The sequence below is a fragment of the Roseixanthobacter psychrophilus genome, from assembly GCF_043195195.1.
Classification (GTDB): Bacteria; Pseudomonadota; Alphaproteobacteria; order Rhizobiales; family Xanthobacteraceae; genus NCEH01.
Map to the genome: position 1 here is coordinate 1 of NZ_JBAFWT010000179.1, position 507 is coordinate 507.

General features: G+C 60.2%; 1 pseudogene. It reads right to left on the reverse strand.

Annotation, left to right across the window (positions count from 1 at the left end):
• A pseudogene (locus V5F77_RS29100) lies at window positions 1–428 on the reverse strand (integrase); the annotation flags it as partial.
• Window positions 429–507: the final 79 nt, after the last annotated feature.

Sequence of the window (507 nt, forward strand, 5' to 3'; positions counted from 1 at the left end):
CCCATTGGTCAACGAGGCGCCCATACTGCCTCGTGGTGACGTGCCTTCCACTATGGCTGCGGCTCGGCCGAAGCCAATCGCTGCCCTTTGCGCCCCGGATCGCGAACCAAGCCGCAAAGTGCGTCCTTGGTCGGCTCGGTGATCTCAAAGGGGACGGGCTGCCCGGTCTTGTGCTGGATGACGACCGACCTGGAGCGAACGCCACTACCGGAGAAGACATCTCCGACTTTCAGCGCAACCAGATCGCAACCGCGTAACTTACTGTCGATTGCCAGATTGAACATCGCGAGATCGCGCACACGATTGCCGATCTGCAACCGGGTGCGAAGCGCCCAAATGTGCTTGGGTTTCAGCGGAGGCTTTGCACCGATGATTCGGCCCGCATTCCATGGCTCGCGCTGAGACAGGTTCTCTTGATTGATTTGCATGGCGCCCTCCTTCTGGGGAGCAACCCCACTGTAAGCTAACGCCATGGTCGGGAAACCGGAACAGATTGAAGCCCGCCCC